At 34.0% G+C, this 22,011-nt stretch carries 19 protein-coding genes; 17 read left to right on the plus strand and 2 right to left on the minus strand.

Annotation, left to right across the window (positions count from 1 at the left end):
* Genes bamA through recG form a run of 4 tightly spaced genes read left to right on the plus strand, consistent with a single transcriptional unit; the run spans position 1 to position 6,452 of the window.
* Positions 1 to 2,241, plus strand: a complete 2,241-nt coding sequence (bamA, locus tag CCY98_RS02530; protein WP_112057010.1) for an outer membrane protein assembly factor BamA — start codon at positions 1 to 3, stop codon at positions 2,239 to 2,241.
* A 7-nt stretch (positions 2,242 to 2,248) separates the two neighbouring features.
* The gene (locus CCY98_RS02535; protein ID WP_112057088.1) at positions 2,249 to 3,334 is read left to right on the plus strand and encodes a dehypoxanthine futalosine cyclase; all 1,086 of its coding nucleotides are present in this window, start codon (positions 2,249 to 2,251) and stop codon (positions 3,332 to 3,334) included.
* A gap of 56 nt (positions 3,335 to 3,390) precedes the next feature.
* Positions 3,391 to 4,632 carry a pitrilysin family protein gene (locus CCY98_RS02540; RefSeq protein ID WP_258437959.1) on the plus strand — a complete coding sequence of 414 codons (1,242 nt, stop codon included), beginning with the start codon at positions 3,391 to 3,393 and terminating at the stop codon, positions 4,630 to 4,632.
* Positions 4,629 to 6,452, plus strand: coding sequence for an ATP-dependent DNA helicase RecG (gene recG / locus CCY98_RS02545; protein ID WP_112057012.1), 1,824 nt, complete (start codon positions 4,629 to 4,631; stop codon positions 6,450 to 6,452). The genes CCY98_RS02540 and recG overlap by 4 nt, the downstream gene beginning before the upstream one ends.
* A 16-nt stretch (positions 6,453 to 6,468) precedes the next feature.
* On the opposite strand, the gene rpsO is transcribed toward recG, so the two are convergent.
* Positions 6,469 to 6,744 (minus strand): 30S ribosomal protein S15, encoded by a 276-nt coding sequence (gene rpsO / locus CCY98_RS02550; protein WP_006655977.1) that lies wholly within the window; start codon positions 6,742 to 6,744, stop codon positions 6,469 to 6,471.
* Between the two features lie 149 nt (positions 6,745 to 6,893).
* On the opposite strand from rpsO, the gene flhA reads away from it, so the two are divergent.
* Genes flhA through CCY98_RS02590 form a run of 8 tightly spaced genes read left to right on the plus strand, consistent with a single transcriptional unit; the run spans position 6,894 to position 16,571 of the window.
* Positions 6,894 to 9,152: a flagellar biosynthesis protein FlhA gene (flhA, locus tag CCY98_RS02555; protein ID WP_112057089.1), complete on the plus strand. Its 2,259-nt coding sequence runs from the start codon at positions 6,894 to 6,896 to the stop codon at positions 9,150 to 9,152.
* 9 nt (positions 9,153 to 9,161) lie between these two features.
* The gene (locus CCY98_RS02560) at positions 9,162 to 10,211 is read left to right on the plus strand and encodes a DHHA1 domain-containing protein (RefSeq protein ID WP_112057013.1); all 1,050 of its coding nucleotides are present in this window, start codon (positions 9,162 to 9,164) and stop codon (positions 10,209 to 10,211) included.
* 18 nt (positions 10,212 to 10,229) lie between these two features.
* A complete protein-coding gene (locus tag CCY98_RS02565; RefSeq protein ID WP_112057014.1) occupies positions 10,230 to 11,762 on the plus strand; it encodes an MBOAT family O-acyltransferase in 1,533 nt (510 codons plus the stop codon).
* A 7-nt stretch (positions 11,763 to 11,769) separates the two neighbouring features.
* Positions 11,770 to 12,870 carry a hypothetical protein gene (locus CCY98_RS02570; protein WP_112057015.1) on the plus strand — a complete coding sequence of 367 codons (1,101 nt, stop codon included), beginning with the start codon at positions 11,770 to 11,772 and terminating at the stop codon, positions 12,868 to 12,870.
* A 46-nt stretch (positions 12,871 to 12,916) separates the two neighbouring features.
* Positions 12,917 to 13,156 (plus strand): hypothetical protein, encoded by a 240-nt coding sequence (locus tag CCY98_RS02575; protein WP_112057016.1) that lies wholly within the window; start codon positions 12,917 to 12,919, stop codon positions 13,154 to 13,156.
* Positions 13,156 to 13,875 carry a phosphoribosylglycinamide formyltransferase gene (locus CCY98_RS02580; RefSeq protein ID WP_112057017.1) on the plus strand — a complete coding sequence of 240 codons (720 nt, stop codon included), beginning with the start codon at positions 13,156 to 13,158 and terminating at the stop codon, positions 13,873 to 13,875. Before CCY98_RS02575 ends, CCY98_RS02580 begins: the two co-directional genes overlap by 1 nt.
* Positions 13,859 to 15,451: a glycosyltransferase gene (locus tag CCY98_RS02585; RefSeq protein ID WP_112057018.1), complete on the plus strand. Its 1,593-nt coding sequence runs from the start codon at positions 13,859 to 13,861 to the stop codon at positions 15,449 to 15,451. The genes CCY98_RS02580 and CCY98_RS02585 overlap by 17 nt, the downstream gene beginning before the upstream one ends.
* A 34-nt stretch (positions 15,452 to 15,485) precedes the next feature.
* Positions 15,486 to 16,571, plus strand: a complete 1,086-nt coding sequence (locus CCY98_RS02590) for a glycosyltransferase family 4 protein (protein ID WP_112057019.1) — start codon at positions 15,486 to 15,488, stop codon at positions 16,569 to 16,571.
* A gap of 42 nt (positions 16,572 to 16,613) precedes the next feature.
* On the opposite strand, the gene CCY98_RS02595 is transcribed toward CCY98_RS02590, so the two are convergent.
* Entirely contained in the window at positions 16,614 to 17,909 is a 1,296-nt protein-coding gene (locus CCY98_RS02595; protein WP_112057020.1) for a glycosyltransferase family 8 protein, read from the minus strand.
* A gap of 122 nt (positions 17,910 to 18,031) precedes the next feature.
* Between CCY98_RS02595 and rfbA the strand changes: the two genes are divergently transcribed.
* Genes rfbA through CCY98_RS02620 form a run of 5 tightly spaced genes read left to right on the plus strand, consistent with a single transcriptional unit; the run spans position 18,032 to position 22,006 of the window.
* Positions 18,032 to 18,910, plus strand: a complete 879-nt coding sequence (gene rfbA / locus CCY98_RS02600) for a glucose-1-phosphate thymidylyltransferase RfbA (protein WP_112057021.1) — start codon at positions 18,032 to 18,034, stop codon at positions 18,908 to 18,910.
* Positions 18,907 to 19,935, plus strand: a complete 1,029-nt coding sequence (gene rfbB, locus CCY98_RS02605; protein WP_112057022.1) for a dTDP-glucose 4,6-dehydratase — start codon at positions 18,907 to 18,909, stop codon at positions 19,933 to 19,935. Before rfbA ends, rfbB begins: the two co-directional genes overlap by 4 nt.
* Positions 19,925 to 20,326, plus strand: a complete 402-nt coding sequence (locus CCY98_RS02610) for an FdtA/QdtA family cupin domain-containing protein (RefSeq protein WP_112057023.1) — start codon at positions 19,925 to 19,927, stop codon at positions 20,324 to 20,326. The genes rfbB and CCY98_RS02610 overlap by 11 nt, the downstream gene beginning before the upstream one ends.
* On the plus strand, positions 20,316 to 21,071 hold the full coding sequence (locus CCY98_RS02615; protein WP_258438002.1) for a class I SAM-dependent methyltransferase: 756 nt from the start codon (positions 20,316 to 20,318) through the stop codon (positions 21,069 to 21,071). Before CCY98_RS02610 ends, CCY98_RS02615 begins: the two co-directional genes overlap by 11 nt.
* Positions 21,065 to 22,006, plus strand: coding sequence for a GNAT family N-acetyltransferase (locus tag CCY98_RS02620; RefSeq protein WP_112057024.1), 942 nt, complete (start codon positions 21,065 to 21,067; stop codon positions 22,004 to 22,006). Before CCY98_RS02615 ends, CCY98_RS02620 begins: the two co-directional genes overlap by 7 nt.
* The last annotated feature ends 5 nt before the right edge of the window (positions 22,007 to 22,011 follow it).

The raw sequence follows: 22,011 nt of genomic DNA on the forward strand, positions 1-22,011 counted from the left end.
ATGAGCTTTTTCCCAAAAACATTATCCTTTGTAGTGGCAGCTTTTGCTTTGTCAAGTGGCTTAAAAGCAGCAGAATTACCTGTTATCAAAGAGATTCGCTATGAGGGGTTAAACTACATTTCCCCCTTGATTGCAAATGAGATTGCCAAGATTAAGATTAATGAAACAATGAATATTGAAAGTGTCAATAAAAGTATTATTAATTTTTATGAGCAAGGATATTTTAAAGATATTTGGATTACAGAAGAAAATGGAATTTTAACTTATCATTTTGTTGAAAAGCCTGTAATTGCAAGTTTGGTAGTGAGTGGATATGGCGCAGGAAAAGAGCAATCAGTCCTTGATAAAGAAATAGGGCTTAAAAAGGGCGATGTTTATGATGAACTAAAAATTGCTAATACGCGAAAAAAGATTATTGCACTTTTAGAATCTCAAGGGTTTTATAACACTGTTGTGGAAGTAAAAACAGAGGAAATTTCGCAAAATGCACTTAAAGTAACGCTAGAGATTAATAAGGGTGAAGAAATTATTATTAGAAAAGCAAATTATTATGGTAGAGATGAATTAAAAGTTTCGCGCATTGAAGCATCTACGGCTAATAAAGAGCGGGATTTTCTTGGCTGGATGTGGGGGTTTAATAGCGGTAAATTGCAAATCAATGAAATTGAAAATGATGCGCTTAGAATCCGCGATCTCTATATGCAAAAAGGGTTTTTGGATGCAGAAGTAGATACGCCTTTTTTAAGGACAGATTTTACCACTTATAATGCTGAATTAGATTTTTATATCAAAGAAGGGCAACTTTATAAGGTTTCTGGAATTGATATTGTTTTAGAAGAGGATGTGATTCCACTAGAAGATCTTTATGATATTGTGAGTTTAAAAAAGGGTAAGAAATTTAATATTAGCACAATGCGTAAGGACACAGAAGCAATTAAACATAAAATCGGTGATTTGGGTTATGCCTTCACGCGAGTAACCCCGGATTTGGATAAGAATCAAGAGAATGCGGAAGTGCGGGTAATTTATTATGTTCAACCTGGCAAAAAAGTAAAGGTGCGCGATGTTTTGATTTCGGGTAACTCTAAGACGCTTGATAGGGTGGTTCGTAGAAATGTGTTGTTAGCTCCAGGTGATCAATATCAAATGAGCAAGATTGAGCGCTCTAAAAATGCGATTATGAGAACAGGTGGTTTTGATAGCGTGGATATTGAAGAAAAGCGCGTTGATGAAGAAAATATTGATTTGATTGTGAATGTCAAGGAGGGTAAGACAGGAGAATTTACCTTTGGTGTAGGGTATGGAAGTTATGATGGAATAATGGGGAGTGCATCTATTAAAGATAGAAATATCTTTGGGACAGGGCTAACAGCTGGACTTTACTTTGATAAGAGTGAGGTTTCTACTTCTTATCGCTTAAATCTCTATAATCCTGCAGTTTTGGATAGCAATTATAGTCTTTCTACAGATATTTATCAAACAGATTATACAGATTATGATTATCGTGAGATTACACAAGGGGCTAGTCTTGTTGGTGGGCGAAGAATCACAGATACCCTAGAAGCAAGTGTGGGTTACACTTATCAAAAATCTAAACTTTCTGATTTTAATAACCCTTTTTATAGTCGCTACTATAAGGGAGAATATATTAAATCTTCCGTGATTCCTGGGGTGTATTTTGATAATACCGATTCTTATTTCTTTCCAAAAAATGGTTGGAAAGCAGGTGGTTCTTTGGAATATGCAGGAGTTGGGGGAGATGCTAAGTTTTGGAAATATTTTGGGAATTTATATTATTTTAAATCCTTAGAAGATTGGACTGATTTGGATTTGATATTTAGATTCCGCACGAAGTTTGGGTATATTGATGATAATGGTTATGTCCCTATTAATGAGAGATTTTATTTAGGGGGTGTTAGCTCACTTAGAGGTTTCCAAAGTAACTCTATCACGCCACGCGATAAATATGGAGTGAGGATTGGTGGAAATCAAACGCTTTATGGTTCAGTGGAGTTAAGCTATGGATTGTTTGAAACGGTGCAAATGCGATTGAGTGCCTTTTATGATTATGGTATGTTAGGGGAGGATAAATTAACGCAGATTCAGCGCGATTCTGTGGGAGTAGCTTTGGAATGGATTTCACCTATTGGAGCTATTACTTTTATTGTTCCTAAAGCACTTAATCCCAAAAAGGGTGATGATACCTCTTCTTTTGAATTTACAATGGGACAGAGATTTTAAGATGACAATGCAAGAAAAAATAGATAGAGCAATCATTAGAACTAAGATTCCGCGTGTGAGTAGGGAAGAAATTTTGGATTTAATGCAAAACGCCTCTTTGAAAGAATTGGGCGAAAGAGCTTTTGGGATTAAGCAGGTTTTGCATCCAGATAATATTACAACTTTTGTGGTTGATAGGAATATTAATTACACTAATATTTGTTGGGTGGATTGTAAATTTTGCGCCTTTAAGCGCAGAATTAATGAAAGTGAGACTTATATTCTTAGTTTTGAAGAAATTGATCAAAAGATTGAAGAGTTACTTGCTATTGGTGGGACACAAATACTTTTTCAAGGTGGGGTGCATCCAAGTCTTAAGATAGAATGGTATGAAGAGTTAGTTTCACATATTTCACAAAAATATCCTCAAATTACGGTGCATGGCTTTTCTGCTATTGAGATTAATTACATTGCAAAAATCTCTAAAATTTCTATTGCTGAAGTATTAAAAAGACTTCAAAAATGCGGATTAGCTTCAATTCCTGGCGCAGGAGCGGAGATTTTAAGCGATAGGGTGCGTGATGTCATAGCGCCAAAAAAGCTAGATAGCGATGAATGGATAGAAGTGCATAGAGAAGCCCACAAAATTGGCATGAGAAGCACCGCTACAATGATGTTTGGAAGTGTGGAGAATGATACAGATATTATTGAGCATTGGGAGAGAATCCGCAATCTTCAAGATAAAACCAATGGCTTTAGAGCATTTATTTTATGGAGTTTTCAACCTGCTTTTACACCCTTACAAAAGGAATTTCCAACACTTCATAAAGCTTCATCTAATCGCTATTTGAGACTTTTGGCTTGCAGTCGAATCTTTTTGGACAATTTTCAAAATATTCAAAGTAGCTGGGTAACACAAGGTTCTTATATTGGGCAACTTGCATTGCTTTTTGGAGCTAATGATTTGGGTAGCACGATGATGGAAGAAAATGTTGTTGCTGCAGCAGGTGCTAGAAACTCAATGAATCAAGCAGAGATGATTTCTTTAATTAAAGATGTAGGCGAGATTCCAGCTAAGCGCAATACAGCTTATGATATTTTGGAGATTTTTTAGTAATGAAAAAAGTTTTAGTAATTTTTTTAAATTTATTATTTCTCAAAGGATTTTTAATGGCAGTGGAATTAAAAAAAGTGGAAGTTAAAGGGGTGGAGATTCCTGTTTTGTATGAGAAAAATTCGCAACTTCCTTTGTTTTTTGTCCAAATTGTTTTTAAGGGTGCAGGTGGAGTGAGTAATCAAAAAAATTATGGGCTATCTGATGTTGTAAGCTCACTTTTAAATGAAGGGACACAAAAGCTTGGTGTAACTAAGTTTTCACAAAAGCTAGAGGAGAAGGCATTAAGTTTAAGTGTGGGAAGTGGGCTAGAGACGATGAATTTCACATTAAGTGGAATGAGCAAAGAGCAAGAGAGTGGATTAAAATATTTAAAAGATTTAATGCAAGATCCAAATTTCACTCCTAAGGCTTTGCAAAAAGTAAAAGAAAATTCACTCATTGGAATCTTAGAAAGAGAAAATGACTTTGATTATCAGGCTAATCGCGCTTTGAGTGCTATGTTATTTAAAGGCAGTGTGCTAGAAAATCCATTAAGTGGGACTAAAGAGACTTTAGCGCAAATGTCTTTAGAAGAAATAGAGCAGTTTTATCATAAGTATGTAAATTTGAAATCTGCTATTGTGATTGTGGGTGGTGATGTGGATTATGACAAAATAACTCGAAGTTTAGCAGATCTTTTAGCGGTTTTACCGGTGGGGGATTCTGTAGAGATTAAACCATTTAGTGCTAATGATAAGCCTCAAACAAAGCGTCAGATTAAGGAAACCAAGCAAGCATATATTTATTTTGGATCACCGCTTAATGTGGAGAATCTCCAAAAAGAAAGTGCGTTAATTAAGGTGGCTTCTTTTGTGCTTGGAGGGAGTGGCTTTGGAAGTCGTATGATGGAAGAGGTGCGCGTAAAAAGAGGTCTGGCTTATTCTGCGGTAATGCGACTAGAAGCAGGAAAAACATTTTCTTATGCAAGGGGATATTTGCAAACGAGCTTAAAAAATGAAAAAGAAGCCCAAAAACTTGTGCAAGAAGTGGTTGATGAGTTTGTGGCAAAGGGTATTAGTGAGCAAGAATTGCAAGAAGCAAAGCAGTATTTGCTAGGTAGTGAGCCTTTGCACAATGAAACGCTTTCCCAGAGATTAGGAAGTGCGTTTAATAATTACTACAAGGGTTTGCCTTTGGACTTTAATGCACAAGTCTTGCAAGAAATTCAGAATCTTACTTTAAAAGAAGTGAATGATTATATTAAATCCCATAAAGAAATTACAAAACTTACTTTTAGTGTGGTGAGTGCAGATTGAATCTGCCAACCCTGCTTCCGCTAAATATTCAAAAACTAGGCATAAAAAGCTTTTTTGATTTTTGTTTGAAATTTACTCCCAAAGATTATTCTAATACAATTTTATCGTCTCAATTAATCGTCAATACTCAAGCGGTTTTGGAAGTTGAAGTTTTAAGATATTCTAACTTTAAAAATGCAAGAGTGCTGTGCTATGCACCACTATTAGATAGAGAAATTGAGCTAATGATTTTTAATGCCAAAACTTATCATAAGTCTATTTTTAAGGTTGGTGAGAGACTTGTTGTGAGTGGAAAGGTGCAAATTCAAGGTGGCTTTATTAGTGTGATTCAGCCAAAAGTGCTTAAGCAAACAGGAAAGATTTTGCCAAATTTTCAGGCTAAGGGTGCTAGAGTTTTGGTGTTGCAAGAATTTGTGGAGAGTTTGGATTTAGATTTGCTTTATCAAACTTATCCTAATGTCCCCTTAGAGATTTTAGAAGCATTGTTATTGATTTTTCGGCCTAGCTTAGAATTTTTTGTAGAATATAATAAGAATCGTGGATTTTTTGGAAAAAATTTAGAAGCATTGAAGTTTGTAGAAATTTATGAGTATATGCGCCAATTAAAGACCAAAAAAGTTGAATTTCCAAGTGTTTGTGCTTTAAGGGGTGATTTTAGGCAATGGCAAGAGTATTTGCCTTTTAAGCTAACTAAAGGACAGGAAAAGGCGATTTTAGAGATTGCTCATTCATTGGATTCTGCAAAATCTACAAGGCGCGTTATTGTGGGTGATGTGGGTTGTGGCAAAACAATGGTGATTTTTGCTGGTGTGCTTATAGCTTACCCTAAAAGAAGTGTGTTGATGGTCCCAACTTCGATTTTGGCTAAACAAATCTACGATGAAAGCCAAAAATATCTGCCTAAAAATCTTAGGGTAGCATTATGGACACAAGGGAGTAAAAAGGGTGATTTAGAGCAAAGTGATTTTGTGATAGGCACACACGCGTTGCTTTATCAAAAGATGCAAAATTTTGCTTTAGTGATGATTGATGAGCAGCATCGATTTGGGACAGCACAGCGAAATACTTTAGAGAGAATGTTTGAAGAAAATCAAAAAAGACCTCATATTTTACAATTTTCTGCAACTCCAATTCCTAGAACTTTAGCAATGATTGAATCAGAATTTTTGGATTTTAGTTTTATTTTGGATTTACCTTTTAAAAAAGACATTACTTCAAGAGTGATAGCTAAAGCGGATTTTAAAGAACTCATAGTGCATATTCAAAGAGAAATTTCCCTTCAACACCAAGTTTTGATTATTTATCCCTTGGTAGAAGAAAGCAAAGCAATGGATTATGTTTCGCTAAAAGAAGGCGAAGAATTTTGGAAGCGGCATTTTAGTGGAGTTTATATCACTCATGGCAAGGATAAGTTTAAAGAAGAAGTATTAGAGGAATTTAGAGATAAGGGAAGTATTTTATTGGCAACCACGGTGGTAGAAGTTGGAATCTCTTTGCCAAAACTCTCTACAATTGTGATTGTTGGAGCAGAGCGCTTGGGATTGGCAACATTGCATCAATTGCGTGGAAGGGTTAGTAGGAATGGATTAAAGGGGTATTGTTTTTTGTATTCTAATCAAGCTAATAATGAGCGCTTAAGGCGATTTTGTCAGATACAAAGTGGATTTGAAGTGGCGCAAATGGATTTAGAGTATCGCAATAGTGGCGATTTGCTAAGCGGAGAGCAACAAAGCGGAAAACAATTTGAATGGATTAATTTGGGAAGTGATGAAAAAGTGATTAAACTTGCTAAAGTAGCGTTAAAAGAGCTAGATAAATGAGAATAAAAGAGAGGAATTAACCTCTATCTTTTAATCCTAGCTTTTCAATAAGAGTCGCATAGCGCTTGAAATCTTTTCCTTTAAGGTAGCTAAGCAATCTTTTTCTGTGAGAAACAATTTTTCTTAAACCTAAACGACTAGAGTGATCTTTTTTATTCACTTTTAAATGTTCTGTTAGGGTTTTAATTCTATCGCTTAAAAGTGCCACTTGCACTTCAACTGAGCCTGTGTCTTTAGGATTTCTAGCAAAAGCAGAAGTAATTTCTCTTTTTTTCGCCGAATCTTGAGCCATAATAAGACCTCCTGATTGGTAATTTTAAAAGCTGTGATTGTAGCATAATTTTTTTGAAAAAAGATAAAAAATTTTAAATTTATATTGATTTTAATGGGCAAAAACGATTAAAATTACAGACTTATTATTTTTATAGGTTTGGAGTGGGTTTGGCACAAACAGGACAAAAAGCATCTTTTTTTAGCAGAATCTCGCCTTTTTTATCGCAATTAACGGGTTCTAAAGACTTAACGGTTGTTTTCTTTATTGTAGCGATTTTGGCGATTATCATCGTGCCACTCCCTGGTGCATTGCTTGACCTTTTCTTGGTAATCTCTATTGCACTTTCAGTCTTGATTATTCTTATAGCCCTTTATGTTAAAAAACCAACGGATTTTTCGGCTTTTCCAACTTTGCTTTTGATTGTTACGCTTTTTAGACTTTCGCTAAATATTGCTACTACAAGAATGATTTTGAGTAATGGACATTTAGGACCAGAGGCAGTGAGCGATATTATCACGGCTTTTGGGCAGTTTGTCGTGGGCGGAAATTATGTTATTGGAATTATCTTGTTTATCATTTTGATAATTATTAACTTTATGGTTGTTACCAATGGTTCTACAAGAGTTTCAGAAGTGAAGGCTCGTTTTACGCTTGATGCAATGCCCGGGAAGCAAATGGCAATTGATGCAGACTTAAATACAGGATTAATTGGACAAGAGGAAGCTAAAGCAAGGCGTGATGAATTAGCAGCAGAAGCGGATTTTTATGGTTCTATGGATGGTGCTAATAAATTTGTAAAGGGTGATGCTATTGCAGGAATCATCATCACGCTTATTAATATTATTGGCGGTTTTTTAATTGGAGTATTTCAACGCGATATGGGTGTGGCAGATGCGGCTTCTACTTTTACTATTTTAACGATTGGAGATGGATTAGTTTCTCAACTTCCTGCTTTAATTGTCTCTACAGCAACAGGTATTATCGTAACGCGTTTTAGTAAAGAGGGAGAAAATTTTGCTTCTGGAATCATTGATCAGCTCATTAATGAATCAAAAACTCTAATGATTGTGGGTTGTATTTTGCTAATGTTTGCCCTTGTCCCTGGATTGCCTACGCTTTCTTTGGGGTTTGTTGGATTGATATTTTTGTCTTTAGCACTACTTTTAAATAAACAAAAAGATGGAGAAGTATGGAAATATGTTGAATCGCTTTTCCAAAAAGTGCGCAGAAAAGATAGTCTAAATGAGCAAACTACACTTCCGCAAAGACAAGCAAAAAAAGGAGGGCAAACTACTCAAAATGCACAGCAAACAGCACCAAAACCACAACCTCAAGAAAGTGAAGAAGAACGCAAAAAAAGAGAAGAAGCTGAAATTGACAAGGCATTAAAGGTAAAAATTCTGCGTGTAGGGCTTGGTTATCAACTTATTAAATTTGCCGATCCTGCACAAGGTGGAGAATTAGTTAATAAGATTCGGGCGATTCGTAAGACTATGGCAACAGACTATGGAATCTTAGTGCCTATGGTTCATTTAAGAGATGATTTGAATCTTGCTCCTGATGAATATCAAATTTTGCTCAAAGAGATTGAAATTGGTAGGGGCAAGATTATGGTTGATAAATATTTGGCAATTGCTTCAAGCGGATTTGTGGGGGAATTGCCTGATGGTATTCCCACCAAAGAGCCAGTTTTTGGATTAGATGCTTATTGGATTAATGAAGACAAAAAAGAAGATGCAATTATTGAAGGATATACAATCATTGATGGTGCTACGGTGATTTCAACACATATTCAAGAGTTAATCAAACAATACGCCGAAGAATTGCTCACGCGTCAAGAAGTTGCTAACCTTATTGGCAAACTTGGGCAAGATTATCCAATTTTGGCAGAAGAAATTAAAGGCGTGGGCATTGGAAGTATCCAGCATATTTTAAAAGAATTATTACACGAGCAAATTCCTATTAAAGATATGCTAAGTATTGCTGAAGCCATTGCTGATGGTTATCCAGCATACAAGTCGGATTTGCCGACTTTGAGTGAATATGTAAGGGCGTGTCTAAAACGCTTAATTACACATAATTTTCAAAGTGATGACGGAATCTTACGCTATTTTGTGCTTTCACCTACTATGGAGCAGTTTTTGTTGGAAAAATTGCCCGATCAACAAAAAATCGGTCAAAGATTGCGCTTAAGTCCTACTGAATCGCAAAGCCTTTTAGATGCTATTAATGTGGCTTATCAAAAAGGGGTTTCTATGGGGGCGGTGCCAACTATCATTGGTGGTGTGCCTATGGTGCTTAGAAAGCCTTTGGCAATCTTTTTGGAGCAATATGGTTTTGGGCGTAATATCGTGGTTTTAAGCACGGCAGAGATTGATTATCAAAGTAAATTTGAAATTTTGGGAAGTATTGATTTCTCAGTTTAAAGGAAAAAAATGCATTTTTTTCACCTCTCACACATTGATTTAGATGGCTATGGTTGCCAGCTTGTGAGCAATGAATTTTATAAAAGCAAGGCTAGTCAAATCTTTTTTTATAATGCTAATTATGGTAAGGAAGTTTTGGCTAGATTGGAGCAGATTTTTAGGGATATTAGAAAAAATAAAGTCGAATCACATATTTTAATTAGCGATTTAAATTTGACTTTAAAAGAATGCGAAGAACTAAAAAAAGAGATTTTGGAGCTTAATTTAAACGGTTATCAAGTGAGTTATGAATTGCTCGATCATCACAAAAGCGGACAAGAATGTGCAAATAAATTTGAGTGGTATGTGCTAGATACGAAGCGATGTGCCACAAAGATAGTCTATGACACGCTATTAGAGAGATTTGGGCTTGATGAGAGTGTGAGGGTATGGCTAGAACCTATGGTGGAGATGATTAATAGCATTGATTTGTGGAATGAAGAGGGTTTTGCCTTTGAGTTTGGCAAGGTTGCGATGCGATTAATCGTAGAATGCAAGGAAGTTAATCGCTTTATGTTTGATGATGAGGATAGGGCATATAAACTTGCTCTTTTACGAGAATCAAGTTGTTTTTTGGGAGATGAGAAGGGACATATTTTGCTTGATAATGCAATTTTGGAAATGAAAAAACGCTACTTAAAGGGGAGTTTGCTTAGTGATACGCTAGATAATCTTGTCTCGCGTTTTCAAAATGAGCTTTTAGGGCAAAAGGCAGATAGATGTAGTTTGTATTGTGAAAAATACCGAGGTTTTTTGAGCTATGGGATTGGCAATATTTCAGTTTTGGCAAATTTATTTTTAAAAACACACGGAGATTTTGATTTTTTTCTTGATGTGAGTGCAAGAGGAAATGTGAGTTTGAGAGCAAATGGTAATTGCGATGTGAGTGCAATAGCAAAGAAATATTTCAATGGAGGCGGACACCCCAATGCAAGTGGTGGAAAAATTGAGGATTTTAAAGAGAGTTTTATTTATGAGGATATTAAAGATTTTGTTGAACAAATCTTTAAAGATTGTTAAAAATGCTAGGAATATTTGATGGTATTTAGTTCTTATATCTTTATTTTTGCTTTTTTGCCTGTAATGTTTGTAGGATTTTATGGTTTAAAATATTTTAAACAGAATTTTTTGGCAAAACTTTTTTTGGTGCTTGGCAGCTTGTTTTTTTATGCTTTTTGGGAGATAAAATATCTTGGAATCCTTTTGTTTTCGATTTTTGCAAACTATGGAATTGCTTTATTAATCCTAAAGAGCCTTTCTAAAAAGAATAATCAAGCTAAATTTTATCTTTATCTTGGAATCTTTTTCAATCTTGTATTGCTCGGATTTTTTAAATACACAGACTTTTTCTTAGAAAACTTTAATTTATTCTCTAAATTTTTTCAATTGGATTTTAGCATTCCTTTGCCTCATATTCTTTTGCCACTTGCCATTTCATTTTTTACTTTTCAACAGATTGCTTTTTTGGTGGATTGTTACAAAAAAATTGATGTTAAAGATTTAGAAGAAAATACTTTTTTGGGTGATTCTAAGATTGATTTTTTAGATTATTGTTTATTTGTTAGTTTTTTTCCGCAGCTTATAGCAGGTCCTATCGTGCATCACAAAGAAATGATGCCACAATTCCAAATGCTTTTTTACAACACTTGGATACAATGGGATAAGATTGCAAAAGGTGTATTTATCTTTTCTATAGGTTTGTTTAAAAAAGTTTTTATTGCAGATAGCTTTGCAAAATGGGCGAATAATGGATTTAGTATAGTGGAAAATGGCGGATTTTTAAATATAGCAGAATCTTGGGTAACTTCACTTGCTTATACCTTTCAGCTTTATTTTGACTTTAGCGGATATTGCGATATGGCAATAGGTTTAGGATTGTTCTTTGGAATTCTTTTGCCAATCAATTTTAATTCCCCTTATAAGGCACTCAATATTACGGAGTTTTGGAGAAAATGGCATATTACTTTAGGTAAATTTTTAAAGGATTATCTTTATATTCCGCTAGGAGGGAATAAGGGTTCAAAGATTCTTACACTTAGAAATCTTTTTATTGTTGCTTTTTTAAGTGGAATTTGGCATGGGGCTGGTTTTGGGTTTGTGATTTGGGGTGCATTGCATGGGATTGCAATGTGTTTGCATAGAGCTTATGGGTATTTGCTGGAGTCTTTTAATTGGCAAAAAAGTGCATTTTTACAAAGTCGTTTTTATAAGATTCTCTGTTGGTTTCTTACTTTTAATTTTCTTAATCTCACTTGGATATTCTTTAGATCAGAGAATTTACAAGGTGCTTTGAATTTATTGCAAGGAATGTTTGGAATTGTATGGGTAGAATTACCAGAAAAAGCAAGACATATCCCCAAACTTCTAGCACATCTTGAGGGAAGAAATGAAACATTATTTTATTTAATCATTGGGTTTATTGTGATTTTATGTGCAAAAAATAGCATTGAGCTTTTAGGGGATTTTAAGCCCTCATGGAAGAATGTTCTTTTTGCGGGAATTTTATTTTATATTTCTATTGTTACGCTTAGTATAACTCCTTATGTAGAGTTTATCTATTTTAATTTTTAGGGATTTTATGAGTTATTTTAGATTTATTGTTTATTCGTTTGCATTTTTTATTTTATTGTCTTTTTTATCTTTGGGGTTAATTTATTTTTATGATCCTATGCAAATCTTTCATAAGAGTTTTTTAAAGGAGGAAAGATTTTTTGGTGAGATGCGATTAGGAGCTAGGGCTATTATTAGGCATTATAATTTTGATTCTTATATTTTGGGAACTTCAATGCTCCAAAACACCTCTGCAAAAGAAGCTAATAGGAAATTAGGAGATAATTGGGTTAATATTTCTCCTGCTGCTAGCACTACCAAAGAGAGAGGAATTATTTTGAATTATTTATTTAGGTATCAAAACCCTAAGACTCTTATTTATTCTTTAGATGCTTTTAGTGATGAAGTTTCAACTAAGCCAAATTTTCAACTTCTTTATGATGAATCCTTATTAAATGACTTTGAGGCTTATTTGAATGATAGATTTATCATCTGCACTTTAACTTTTAGCAAAAAAGAAAAATGTATTGGAAAAGAAAACCTAGAAACGCTTTTACAATGGATTAGGGAAGAGAAGCACCAAAAAAGATTGGGTGGTTTTGAGAATTGGATCAAATATAATCCAGATATTTTTAAGCAAGAGTCATTAAAAAGCCTTCCGCAAAGTAAGCCTGTAGAATTTGATCTTGATCGTATTGATGTAAGTAAGGAGCAAGAGCTATTAGAAACTTTTCTCCTTTCTTTTATAAAAAAATATCCTAATACCCAATTTCATCTGATTTTACCCCCTTATTCAAGACTTCATTTTAAAATTAACCCTAAAGCGTTTATAGGGCGAAAAAAAATTATTTATTGGTTGCTTGAGCAAACAAAAGATTTAAAAAATGTTACAATTTATGGATTTGATACTTTGAATTATGCAGATGATATAAGAAATTACGCAGGAGACACTATTCATTACAATATTGATATGAATTCTTCGCAACTTGATTCGATACAAAACAAAAAGCATATTTTAACGCCTGATAATATAGAATCTTATTTTGATATTTTTGAACAAAAAATCCAAGATTATGATTTAACGCCACTAATTAATATCATAAAAGATTCAAAAATATTAGAGAAATAAAAAGCGCTAAAGCTATCAAAAATAGTCAAGTTAAAGGGGGAAGACAATGAGTAAAGAGAGAATTAAAGAATTAGAAGAAGAGATTGAGGAGCTTTCTATTCAGCTTAGCGATATGCTTTGTGTGGCACTTAAGCTTTCAGGTGTGGTTGAAGCTAAAATGCAAGAAGCACTAGATGCTTATATTGATGGGCTTGATGAGGAGAGCTTGGAATATGGAGTGAAGGAAATTTTAGAAAACATTGAAAAGCTTAAAAAAAATAACCCAGAATTTTTTGGAAAAAAGTAATGCTAGATTCAAAAATTACAAAAAATGGTGCGGTCTTAGAATCAAGAATCAAAAGAATTGCGATTCTCTTTAGTGGAAATGGAAGCAATTTGGAAGCTTTAATCCGTAATTTACATGGAAAATATTTCAAAAAGCAAGGAAAATTTACCCCTAAAGATTCGCAAGGGTTTTTGATTGGGGGATTAGAGTATGAGTTTATAGAAGCAACAAAAGAAGATCAAGATGCATTTAGGGTTGAAATTGTATTAGCTCTAAGCAATAAGGCAGAGGCTTATGGTTTGGAGCGTGCCAAGAGATTGGGTGTCAAAACACAAGTGCTAGAGAGCAAGAATTTTGCCAAGCGTGAAGATTTTGATAAAGAGCTTGTTGGAATTTTAAGAGAATATGAGTTGGATTTGTGTGTTTTAGCGGGATTTATGCGCATTTTAACTCCAGTTTTTACTTCTGCTATAAGGGCGATTAATATTCATCCATCGCTTTTGCCACTTTTTAAAGGGGCTAATGGAATCAAAGAAAGTTTTGATTCAGAGATGAAGTTAGGTGGGGTTAGTGTGCATTGGGTGAGTGAAGAGCTAGATAGCGGAGAGATAATCGCACAAGGGGTGATAGCTAAGCTTGAGAGCTTAGAAGCGTATGAAGCGGCGATTCATCAATTGGAGCATTGTCTATATCCTTTAGCAGTGTTAGAGGCAATAAGCAGAGATGATCAAAAGAAATGAAAAAATAAAAATTAGTGCGGTTTTGATTGTCAAAAATGCAGAAGCGACACTGCAAGAATGCCTAGATTCTTTGCAAAATTTTGATGAAATTATTTTGCTTGATAATGGTAGTAGTGATAACACACAAAAAATCGCACAAGATTTTAATACATTGCATAAGAATCTTAAGATTTATACAAGTGAGTTTATTGGGTTTGGTGCGTTGAAAAATCTTGCTGTGAGTTATGCGAGTAATGATTGGATTTTTAGCATTGATTCAGATGAGGTTTTAGAATCTGACACCTTTGAGCTACTTGCAAAACTTTTTGGCACTTCAGAGGATTTTCCGCTTTCTTGCACTCTTATTGCAATGCCACGCAAAAATCTTTATAATGGTGAGTGGATTAAGGCTTGTGGGTGGTATCCTGATTTTGTAACGCGTGTATTTTGCAAGAATTACACGCGTTTTAATGATAATATTGTGCATGAGAGTATTATTGTGCCAAAAGACGCGCGACTTATCAAGCTAGATTCTGGGCTTAAGCATTATGCTTTTAATGGTATTTCTCATTTGCTTGAGAAAATGCAGCGTTATTCGACTCTCTGGGCACAGCAAAATGCTAACAAAGCTTCAAGCCCATTAAAAGCAATCATTCATGGAAGTTGGACATTCTTTAGAAATTATGTTTTAAAAAAAGGTTTTTTGTATGGCTATAAGGGTTTTGTGATTTCGGTATGCAATGGACTTGGCGCTTTTTTTAAATACATGAAACTTTATGAAAACACTATTCAAAAACCCAAAAGTGTTTCACTTATTATCACAACTTATAATCAAAAAGAAAGGTTAGCATTAGTTTTAGATTCTGTAAGGGATTTGGCTGTGTTGCCTACAGAAGTGTTGATTGCTGATGATGGTAGCAAGGAAGACACAAGAGAGCTAATAGAAACTTATGCACACGCCTTTCCTTGTCCGCTTAGGCATATTTGGCAAGAAGATAAGGGTTTTATGCTAAGCACAATTCGTAACAAGGCTATAAAAGTAGCAAAAGGAGAATATATCATTATCATTGATGGTGATATGATTCTCCATCCATTATTTGTTGCAGATCATTTAGCTTTTGCCGCACCAAAGTTATTTTTGCAAGGCTCACGCGTGATTTTGGATTCTCCTGCTTCTCAAGCAATGTTAGAAGCAAAACAAAATAATCAGATAAAGGCTTATAAAAACACTTTTAATCTAGGGGGATTCAAAGCAAAGCGATGCAAGATTCTAGCGCGAATTATTTTTAGATTTTCGCGCCTAAATTCGAAATTTTTTGACAAAAAAGATTTTATCAAAGGTATTCGCGGATGCAATATGAGCTTTTATAAGTCCGATTGCGAAGCCATTAAGGGGTTTAATGAAAATTTTGTGGGTTGGGGGCGCGAGGATAGTGAGTTTGTCGCACGATTTTTATTTAATGGTGGAGTGTTTGGGCGATTGAAGTTTGCAGGAATAGCCTATCATATTTATCACCCAGAAAATACGCGTGATATGCTAGAATCTAACCATAAAATTTATTTGCAAACTATCAAAGAAAAAAAGATTCTGTGGTAATGGGTTGGGATAAATTGAAAGTGAGATAGCAAAAATGAAGATTGTTTTGACAATTGGGGATCTTAGTATTCGAGGTGGTGCAGAACGCGTGGTGGTGAATTTCGCTGAGGCACTTTATGAAAATGGGCATAGGGTTGAAATTTTGAGTTTTTATCGTTCTAATGAAGTATTGCCCTATGTGATTTCACCACAGATTAAAGTTAGCTTTATGCATAAAAAATCACAAGATTCTATGCGAAAAAAGTCGCTATATAAGCTTTATTATAAGATTTATGAAAGCTATCTTTTAAACAAAATGTATCCTGATGCTGATGTGATTATTTTTAACAATTCTCCCCATTTTCCTTTTTTTAAAAATCCTAAAACTTGCTATATTAAATTTGTGCATTCTGCATTTAAGCGTTTTTTGAAGCGATTTAATTATTTTGATTCTTTGGTGGTTTTGAGTGGCAGACAAATTGAGATTTGGAAAAAATACCACCAAAATGTCGTGGTGATTCCAAATTTTATTAAAGTCTTTTTAGACCAAACTTCAGATTTAAATCAAAAAAGAGTGTTGTGTGTTGGTAGGATTACCCCAAATGATGAAAAAGGATTTTTGCGACTTATAGATATTTGGGAGATTGTGCAACAAAACTCTAAAAACAAAGAATGGGAGTTGTGTATCATAGCAGGAGTTGAATCGCCAAAAGAAGAGCCTTTTAAAGAAAAGCTAGAGCATAAAATTATTCAAAAAAACTTGCAAAATTCTGTGATTCTTAAGCCCTTTAGTAATGAGATTTACAAAGAATATGTGCAAGCAAGTTTTTATGCTATGACAAGCTATGCAGAGGGGTTTGGTATGGTGCTTGTGGAGGCAAGTAGTTGTGGGCTGCCTTGCATTGCTTTTGATATTAATACAGGACCAAGTGATATTATTGAAAATGGGGTGAATGGATTTTTGGTGCAAGATGGAGATTTACAAGGCTATGCAGGGGCTATGCAGAAGCTTATGGAGAATGAAGAGCTAAGGCGTAAAATGGGAGCTAAGGCTAAAGAAATCGTGGAGGAAAAATTCTCTAAACGCAAAGTTTTAGAGCAATGGGAAGAATTATTTAAAGCTTTAAAAAATAAAAAATAGAATCGCTTAAAAAATAAAAGCCAAAAAACAAAAATCCTTAAGTTAGGATTTTATTGATTGTTTGTGGGTGGCGTATTTTTTGTAGTGTTTTTTGATTTTGTAGATTTTTGGGATAATGTTTAGGAGATTTTTATTGTGTTTTCTAGCATATAAAATCACTTCCCCAAGCACACAGCAAAGCCCAAATTGCGAATCAGGTATCTTGGAGACTTCTTGTAAAAGCTTAGAATCATTATCGCTTTTTAGGAGTTTGGAGAGATTAAAGTAGCCTAAAAAGTTGGTGGTGTATAGTAGCGCATAATAGCCTAAAATAGCAAAGAGTTTATAATCATTTATTTGTGATTTTTGTTTGAGTAGATTTTCTCCAAAAATGGGGGTTTGTTTAGCATATTTCCACCAAATATCATTAATATTGTTTCCTTTATAATCTTGATAGCTTTGGAGGTATCGCCAAGGCTTCTCTCCATAATGCAATATTTTTGGGTTTTTAAAACTTTTATTAAAGGCTTCTCTTGTGTAGTTTAGGCGATTTTTGCATTCATCTTTACAAAGGACATAAAGCAAGGTAATGCATTGAAAATTATAGGCAAAAGGGAGTTTCAAACATTTGTTTATAGGGATTGTGAAGTTAAGTAAATCTTGATCGGCGGCTTTAATATAGGTGCATTTTGGGGCTAGATTCTCACATTTCTCCCAAATTTGTTCTTTAATATATTGCTTGGAGTTTATCAGTAAAAATCCAGAATTAAAGTAATTTTCATCAAAATAAAAAGTTTTTTTATGGTTATTTTCTTGGTATTTGATTTTTCGATTCTTAGAGCCACAATCGCCGATGATTCCAGCGATATTATCTTTCAAATCTAGGGCAAATAATTCCCTTAAATCGCACAAAACAAGCATATCTGAATCTAAATAAAGGCATTTTTGCGGAGCGGGTTTGATATAATCTTGCCATTTTAGGCGGTAATAGGGTAGGTGGCTACTATGGGCGGCACCTGAAATAGGGAAATGGGCAAAATCTGCATCATCAATAGTGTGAATTTGAAGAGTGCAGGGGTAAAAGGTGCTAAGCTCTTGAATGAAGTTTTGAAGTTTAATTTGCAAATCTTTGGGGATTGAATCGCTTAAAATATGAAAGACATAACCTTCGCTTTTATCTAGTTCATCTAAGTTGTCGTATTGTAATCTTGGATAATCTAAGCTTGGTAAAGAATCGCTTAGGGTGGTGCAAAAATCTTTGAAGCTTTTTTGTGGATTGGTGTTTTTAATAATGCTTGTAATTAAAACAGCAGTGTAGGGAATGTAGTTTTTATCAGCACTAAAAAAAATATGAAACATATTCAACCTTTAAATAAGGAATTATAGCGTATAATTAGGTGTAAAATATGTTATAGTAGAATTACAAATTAAAGTTAAATGAAATTTGCATCTATTGAATGTTTTGAATAATGGTGGGTGTTATGAAAGGTATTGTTTTAGCAGGGGGGAGTGGGACTAGGCTGTATCCAGCAACTTTAGGAGTTTCAAAGCAACTTCTTCCTATTTATGATAAGCCAATGATTTATTATCCGTTGTCTGTTTTGATGTTGGCACAGATTCGGGAAGTTTTGATTATTTCTACTCCCAAAGACACTCCGCGTTTTGAAGAAATATTTGGGGATGGAAGTTGGCTTGGGATGAAGATTAGCTATTGTGTGCAAAAATCTCCAGATGGTTTAGCACAGGGGTTAATTTTGGCAGAAGATTTTATTCAAAAAGATGAAATAGCTTTGATTTTGGGTGATAATGTGTTTTATGGGCAAGGGTTTTCACCTATGCTTTTGGAAGCAAAACAAAGAACAAAGGAAGGAATGGCAACTATTTTCCCTTATCGCGTTAAAAATCCTAAGAGTTTTGGAGTTGTAGAGTTTGATTCTAAAGGCAAAGTGTTAGGTATAGAAGAAAAGCCACAGAATCCTAAAAGTAATTTTGCAGTTACAGGACTTTATTTTTATGATAATGAAGCTATTAGTATTGCAAAAAGTCTAAAGCCTTCATCGCGTGGGGAATTAGAAATTACAGATGTTAATAATGTCTATTTGAAGCAGGGTAAATTGTATGCACAAAGTTTGGGTAGAGGATTTGCTTGGCTTGATACTGGAACGCATGATAATCTTATCGAAGCTTCTAGTTTTGTGCAGACTATTGAGCTTAGGCAGGGTTATAAGGTGGCTTGTTTGGAGGAGATTGCTTATCATAATGGCTGGATTGGAGAGGAGCTACTTGTAGAGAGGGCAAGTCTTTTGAAAAAAAGTGGCTATGGGGATTATTTGAATAAGATTTTGGAGCACGATATTTGAGACGAAATATTTTAATAACGGGTGGTGCTGGATTTATAGGAAGCAATTTTGTTATTTATTTTCTTGGTAAATATTCTCATTATAAAATCATTAATTTAGATTTATTGACTTACGCTGGAAAACTAGAGAATCTAAAAGAAATTGGGTGTAATGAGAATTATACCTTTATCCAAGGCGATATTTGCGATAGTGAGCTTGTGGCAAGAATTTTTAGTAAATATGAAATTACAGATGTGATTCATTTTGCAGCTGAATCGCATGTGGATAATTCTATTCTTAATCCTCAAGCATTTATTCAAACAAATGTTAATGGGACTTTTAACCTTTTGCATCATTCATATTTAAATTGGTTTGATTCTCCTAATAAACCAAAAACGGGCAAAGAAGATTGCGTGTTTCATCATATTAGCACCGATGAGGTTTTTGGAAGTTTGGGAGAGAGCGGATATTTTAGCGAAACCACTCCTTATGCACCCAATTCTCCTTATAGTGCTTCTAAGGCTTCTAGTGATATGTTGGTGCGTAGCTATCATCACACCTATGGGCTTAATACTTTTATTACTAATTGTTCCAATAATTATGGTCCTAAACAACACGATGAGAAGCTTATTCCGACAATTATTAGAAATGCTTTGAGGGGGAGTGAGATTCCAATTTATGGAGATGGTAAGAATATTAGAGATTGGCTTTATGTGGAAGATCATTGTAGGGCTATTGATCTTGTTTTTCATTCTAGATTTTTTGGAGAGAGCTTTAATATAGGGGGAAATAATGAAAAGAATAATTTAGAAATTGCGACTTTGATCTGTGATATTCTCGACAAAAAGAAACCACAAAATAAGAGTTATAAAGAACAGATAGGTTTTGTGCAAGATAGAGTGGGGCATGATAGGCGATATGCTATTGATTCAAGTAAGATTTGCAAAGCGCTCAATTGGCAACCTCAAGAAAGTTTTGAGAGTGGGATTTTGAAGACTATCGATTGGTATCTTAGGGAGTATGAAGGTTTAGTTTATGGATTATAAAATATTAAATTTTGATGCAAAAAATGATAATAGAGGAAGTTTGATAGCATTAGAAAATTTAAAAGAAATTCCCTTTGAGATACAAAGGATTTATTATATTTATGATACTAATCCTGATTTTCCAAGAGGAGCACATGCTCATAAAGAGCTAGAACAAGTTTTAATTATGATGGATGGAAGTTGCGAGATTGTCTTAAATGATGGGAAAAATAACAAAAGCATAATTTTGAATCGCCCAGATATAGGGCTTTTTATAGGTAAGAATATGTGGCGTGAGATGAGAAATTTTTCTTATGGGGCTAAACTTTTGGTTTTGGCAAGTGATTTTTACAATGAGAATGAATATATTAGAGATTATAATGAGTTTTTGAGGATGGTAAATGAATGCTAGGGATATAGAAAAATATACTAAAGATTATTTATCTGATGAGTGTGATTTTGAAAGATATATGGTAGTTTTTAGGCGAAATAAGATATTAGAAATTTTGCAGAAATATCAACCGGATAATGTTTTGGAGATTGGTTGCGGCATGAATTCTATTTTTAGTTATTATAATAATTTTAAAAAAGCTTTTATTGTTGAACCATCTACGACTTTTATTCATAAAGCAAAAGAGGAATTGCAAGGTAAAAATATTGTTTTTTTAAACGATTTTATAGAAAATAGGGTAGAGATTTTTGAGAACAATCAAATTGATTTTATTATATTGAGCTCTTTATTGCACGAAGTTAAAGAACCGAAAGTTTTTTTAAGAAATATTTTGAATGCAGTCAGACAAGATACTATTATTCACATTAATGTTCCAAATTCAGAATCATTTCATTTATTATGGGCATATGAAAGCGGATTGATTGAAAAGATTGGAAAGCTTAGCGATAGAGCAAAAAAGTTGCAACAACATAACACATTTTCTCTTAGAAGTTTAGAAGAATTGGTTTCGTGTTTGGATGATACTCTTAATATACAATTGCTAGAAAGAGGTAGTTATTTTGTTAAGCCTTTTAATCATTTTAAAATGTCTCTATGTTTGCAAGAAAATATTCTCAATGACCAATTATTAGAAGGACTTGAAAAAATGATTAAATATATACCTGAGTTTGGTGCAGAAATTTTTGTAAATATAAAAAAATGTTAAGAATAGAAAAATTTCAACAAGAAAAAGTTCAATTGTGGAATAACTTTAATAAAAATGCTAAAAATGGACTTTTTATGTTTGATAGAAGTTATATGGATTATCATAGTGATAGATTTAAAGACAATTCTTTGATATTCTATGAAAATGAAAAGCCCATAGCATTGCTTCCTTGCAATGTGTCGCAAAATGCTTTATACTCTCACCAAGGGCTAACTTTTGGTGGGTTTATAGTGGATGAGAATATGAAGCAAGGTAAAATGCTTGAGTGTTTTGAAGTTTTGAAAGAGTATATGCAAGAAAATTGTTTTGAAAAATTAATTTACAAAAGCACTCCTTATATTTATCATAAAATTCCAGCACAAGAAGATCTCTATGCTCTTTTTAGAAATAATGCAGAACTTTTTAGGGTTGATTGTTCTACCACGATTGATTTGCGCAATATTTGCAAAATGCCAAAGGGTAGAAAAGCACAAATTTCAAGAGCCAAAAGAGAAGGGGTTAAGATTTTTTCAAGTGAAGATTTTGAAGCTTTTGTGATGCTTTTGAATTCTGTATTGCAAAAACAGCATGGAGTAAATGCAGTGCATAGTGCAGAAGAGTTAAAGCTTTTATGCTCACGGTTTCCGCAAAATATTAAACTTTTTGTTGCAAAAATTGATAAAGAAATTATCGCAGCTGCTTTATTGTTTATCTATGATGATTTGGTGCATACCCAATATTTAGCTGCTAATGAAAAGGCTAGAGAGATAGGAGCTTTAGATTTGCTAATTAAAACTTTAATGGATGAATTTACAAAGAGTAAGAAATATTTTGATTTTGGAATTTCTACCGAAAATGGTGGTCAAGTTTTAAATCAAGGTTTGATTTCACAAAAAGAAGGATTTGGGGGCAGAAGTGTGGCGCATCAATTTTTTGTTTTAGCTGCGGAGGGATAATTTAT

Origin of the sequence: Helicobacter sp. 11-8110, assembly GCF_003288905.1 — a bacterium.
Classification (GTDB): Bacteria; Campylobacterota; Campylobacteria; order Campylobacterales; family Helicobacteraceae; genus Helicobacter_D; species Helicobacter_D colisuis.